Origin of the sequence: Vibrio ouci (assembly GCF_004551525.1) — a bacterium.
In the GTDB taxonomy this organism is placed as follows: Bacteria; Pseudomonadota; Gammaproteobacteria; order Enterobacterales; family Vibrionaceae; genus Vibrio; species Vibrio ouci.
In genome coordinates this window covers 1-4,421 of the sequence record NZ_SATR01000093.1, presented here as the reverse complement: position 1 = coordinate 4,421, position 4,421 = coordinate 1, and the positions used below count along the sequence as shown (strand labels likewise).

The following is a 4,421-nucleotide window of genomic DNA, read 5'->3' as shown; positions in this document are numbered from 1 at the left end:
AACAACTTAGTTGAATATACAAACAAAGTCGTTATCAGCTTTGCTGACTTATACAAAAAAACAGAATCAAACCTCAATACGGTTGAAGGACTGCAGTATCACGACATTTTGAGTGATGAAAGTGAACTTTTTTCGTTATGCCAAGGATTTAGTGACATTGCAAAAGCCTACGGATTAAAGATTGAAACCTGTGCTGAAGACCTTAATATTGAAAGGTTTGATATCAAAAGAGGGAAATGTATTGATGACAAGTTGATAAAAGATGTTTTTAACATTGACGTTAGCTCGACGAAAGACTCAGGCCAACGCCTTGAGTGCGGTTGCGTCAAAAGCATAGATATCGGCTCGTACAACACCTGTTTGCATGGCTGCACATATTGCTATGCAACACACCAGAAGAACGCAGCGCATAAAAATTACAAGAAGCATGATCCTGAAAGCCCATTCTTAATAGGAAGTGCTGAAGGTTGGGAGCATCTCCTAAATGGCCCCATTCCTATTCAGAATTCATTGTTTTAAGAGCTTTGGAGGGCATCGAACATAAGCGAATTCTCTACTGGTGGCATCAGTCAACAAGCGAAGAGTATGGTCGAGGCGTTGGGTTTAGATGTACCTAAAAATACCCCATTAGACGTCGACACATTAAATTACAGAGTCGTTAATTGATCAGATACGAGCCGTTAAAAACCGAGCCATGACTACAGAAAGTCCCACTTGGGGATTTTTTTAGCCGCATTTCGAACGGTATTGCTTACGATGTCTTTAGGCTTCGCTGTGAGTAACCCGTCCCAAAAAAGCCGTGGAACACGGCCTAACGTTTGCCGAGCTTGTCCTCGTAAGAATTTAGCGTCTCAAACTCGTTGTCGTCCTCTGGTAAGTACATGCCGCAAGATAAGCACCAAGCCCAGAAGTGTTGGCAGTGCTCGCTGGGCCACGGTTGGGTTTGACTTTCTTATGCATGTCTGCGAGGGGGAAAAAAGGGGGGGGGGGGGGCGTATCGCGCATTCACTGCAGCCGGGATACGTCTCTCTGATTTGATGTGTTTCTAGGATACGATTCGACTTCCTGATCTTGATGTTTGCACTGCGTGACGGTACACGGATGGTAAGCGGCTCAGTGGTGGCCGTGAGATTTTCCTACACTGCTCACCACTGAGCTTCGGGCATTTGATTAACGTCAAAAAGCCGCTGTCTTGGTCGCTAACCAGCGCCGGGCATGAATGACAAATCGCCTAATGCGGCCCTATTGGCCATTATTTTGAAATGACGAAGTACTGTACCTGGCCCCCTCCGAGGCCGACTCCTCCGCCGCTGACATCAATCACTCTTCCATAGGGCGCTAAGTTGACGCCCATACCGTGGCCTAAGATAGCCGCCCAGACATCTCCGCTAGCTTCTATCGGCTGACCAACAGGCAGACCAGACAGTGCTGCGGTGGCGAGTCTGCTGGCCCCCATAAAGCCTCCTGGGGAAATAAATCCATTGTGGCCAACCCTAATATAAGGAAATTCAGCCCCATGAAACTCACAATCGACTCTTTGAGTAATCATCATGTAGCTGCAGTGAGTAAAGTAGTGGCTGTAGCCCTGCGTGTCGACGAAGCGATGCTCTGCCTCACCCACGGAAACTTTTTCAGGTTTGGTGTTGATCAAAGAGATCGAAAAGGGACTAAGTGTTGTCTCGACATAATCAATCGATGGTGTGGTGTAGATTTCCTCAGGAACAATTAATCTCAGCGCGTACTCGTCGCCAATCTGTAAGTGTATGGGGGTTGTCTGGAAAGGACTGTTGCCGCTGGCGATAAGTGGCTGCCAGCCACTGTCGTTAATGTTGATCTCAAACTGGCTGTTTGCGAAATTACGTTGTTGTATCGGCTTGTCTCTCTTAACCTCGTCTCCGAGAAGTCGCAGCTTGTCGATGGCCAAAGAGAAGGAGACTTCTCCCGCCGTCCCCCCTGTGGCAGTCAGCAGAAGCATCGCCGTCACAATGAAGTGTTTGATGGTCGTCATACTTGGTTTCCTTGTTTGATTGAATAAACACACTTGGTGCTCTCGTCGTCTTAGTAACGAGTGCTTGGATTTACCATCAAAACTTAGTGAGTACCTGCGTCATAAGAGACATTAATAATATTTAATTATCAGGAGCGTTAAGGGGAGAGAGGCGGGAGATGAAAAGTGTGTGGGAGGGGACCGCACATTCACTGTTGCTGGGGTCTCTCTGATTTGATGTGTTTCTAGGATACGATTCGACTTCTCGATCTTGACGTTTGCACTGCGTGACGGTACACGGATGGTAAGCGGCTCAGTGGTGGCCGTGAGATTTTCCTACACTGCTCACCACTGAGCTGCGGGCATCTGGCTAAAAGCCGTTGTCTTGGTCGTTAACCAGCGCCGGGCATGAGTGACAAATCGCCTAATGCGGCACCATTGGCCATTTTCATTATCTTGAGGTACTGTATCTGTCCCCAGCCGATGCCGACTCCTGCGCCGACGACATCAATCACTTTTCCATAGGGCGCTAAGTTGACGCTAACGCCGTGGGTTAAGATAGCCGCCGAGACCTCTCCGTAAGCTCCTATCGGCTCACCTACAGGCAGACCAGACAGTGCTGCGGTGGCGAGTGCGCCGCCGCCTATAAAGCCTCCTGGGGTGATAAAGCCATTGTGGCCAAACTTGATATTAGGAAATTTAGCCCCAGTGAAATCACAGTCGATTATTTGAGTATTCATCATGTAGCTGCACCGAGTAAAGTAGTGGCTGAGGCCCTGCGTGTCGACGAAGCGATGCTCTGCCTCACCCACTGAAACTTTTTCAGGTTTGGCGTTGATCAAAGCGATCGGAAAGACACCTGGTGTTGTCTCGACATAATCAATCGATGGTGTGGTGTAGATTTCCTCAGAGACAATTAGTCTCAGCGCGTACTCGTCGCCAACCTGTAAGTGTATAGGGGGTGTCTGGAGAGGACTGTTGCCGCTGGCGATAAGTGGCTGCCAGCCACTGTCGTTAATGTTGATCTCAAACTGGCTGTTTGCGAAATCACGTTGTTGTATCGGCTTGTCTCTCTTAACCTCGTCTCCGAGAAGTCGCAGCTTGTCGGTGGCCAAAGAGAAGGTGACTTCTCCCGCCGTCCCCCCTGTCGCAATCAGTAGGCATATTGCCGTCACAATGAGTTGTTTGATGGTCGTCATACTTTGCCTCCTTGTTCGATAGAATAAACACACTCGATGCCCTTTAGTACCTAGTACCGAGTGCTTGGATTTACCATCAAAACTTAGTGAGCAACTGCGTCATAAGAGACATAAATAATGTCAATTTATCATAGCATTGAGGGGAAAGAGGGGGACTTTGTTTCCTGAATCAGGGAACTGAATCATCAACCTACGATGTGATCAGCCAAGTTCATTCAAACACTGAGACCAATGGCCAAGCCTCGCTACAAAACATCCCACTGGAAACACCATAATCTGGCTGTCATCAATCGCGCTTCAATGACGTTTTGTATTAATGAGGAAGCGGCCCAAAACCTAGTCAGTGAAAAAGGGTGATGAGATACTGACGAAGAAGCGGACACAGCCGAGACACCATGAGTTAGAATTTCGCGATATAGGAAAGAGAGAAGCTGACGGAGTCGGAAGCAATACGCGAACTGCTTACCTTCGCTCTGAGACTCAAGTTGAACGAACCTGACAATGAGTCGCCTTCAAGCAGAGAGCTACTGGAAGAGAACTATCGCGTTGTAAGGCAATCTTCAGCGATAGGGGATATTACTCACGGACAAACGTTCGATAGCGAGAAGCTATTTAGAGATCAGAAGGAATCAAAACCATTCAGGCAGGAAGTGAAGTCGGACATAGACAATAAAGTCGACTCTTTTCTATCAGGAAAGAAGAGAGACTAACCGTGGCTATCTTCAATTGCTCGACCCAGGGTTGTATCACCAACATCCAGAGAGCGTGCTGTCTAGTAGCCGTGTTCGAGAACCAAACTCTCCGCATCCACTTTGAATTCAGAAGAAAATGCACGTTGTTGTCGTCTTGTCATTGAACTCCTCACTTGCGGTGGGCTTTGTTTCCTAATTCTTCTAAGCGATTACGTAGCCTCCCTAAGAGTGGCAGCGTTATTTTATTAAACTCGTTTCAGGCATACCAAGCTCGGTCATCTTGTTCAACGCTTTAACCATTGCGTATGCTTCTCCTACTTGGGCGTTGTAACTTCTTAAACTCAAAGAGTTACCCAACAGCTTTTTGAATCGATGCATCGCTGTCTCTGACAGCAAGCGCTTGTGGTAGCCATATTTCGATTTCCAGTATTTGTTGGACCCATACAGTTCTTGACAAGCAACCGCGAGATTACGTGGGTGATATCTTTCCCAGTAAGCTGCATTGGTTCTTGGTGGAATAAGGGGGACAGCTCGCTTAATGCG

At 47.6% G+C, this 4,421-nt stretch carries 4 protein-coding genes and 2 pseudogenes; 3 read left to right on the top strand and 3 right to left on the bottom strand.

The window, feature by feature from the left end; translation table 11 throughout:
* On the top strand, positions 1-519 hold a 519-nt coding region (locus ELS82_RS23375), incomplete at its 5' end, for a DUF1848 family protein (RefSeq protein WP_134837574.1).
* 733 nt (positions 520-1,252) lie between these two features.
* Here the strand turns inward: ELS82_RS23375 and ELS82_RS23370 are convergent.
* Together ELS82_RS23370 and ELS82_RS23365 are read right to left on the bottom strand one after the other, a co-directional pair.
* Positions 1,253-2,008, bottom strand: a complete 756-nt coding sequence (locus ELS82_RS23370) for a hypothetical protein (protein ID WP_134837573.1) — start codon at positions 2,006-2,008, stop codon at positions 1,253-1,255.
* Positions 2,009-2,379: 371 nt separating this feature from the next.
* A complete protein-coding gene (locus ELS82_RS23365; protein WP_134837572.1) occupies positions 2,380-3,186 on the bottom strand; it encodes a hypothetical protein in 807 nt (268 codons plus the stop codon).
* 231 nt (positions 3,187-3,417) lie between these two features.
* Here ELS82_RS23365 and ELS82_RS27090 point away from each other — a divergent pair.
* Positions 3,418-3,519, top strand: a pseudogene (locus ELS82_RS27090) (IS5/IS1182 family transposase); the annotation flags it as partial.
* A gap of 152 nt (positions 3,520-3,671) precedes the next feature.
* Positions 3,672-3,896, top strand: a complete 225-nt coding sequence (locus ELS82_RS23360) for a hypothetical protein (protein ID WP_134837571.1) — start codon at positions 3,672-3,674, stop codon at positions 3,894-3,896.
* A 219-nt stretch (positions 3,897-4,115) separates the two neighbouring features.
* Here ELS82_RS23360 and ELS82_RS23355 read toward each other — a convergent pair.
* Positions 4,116-4,421: pseudogene (locus ELS82_RS23355) on the bottom strand (IS5/IS1182 family transposase); the annotation flags it as partial.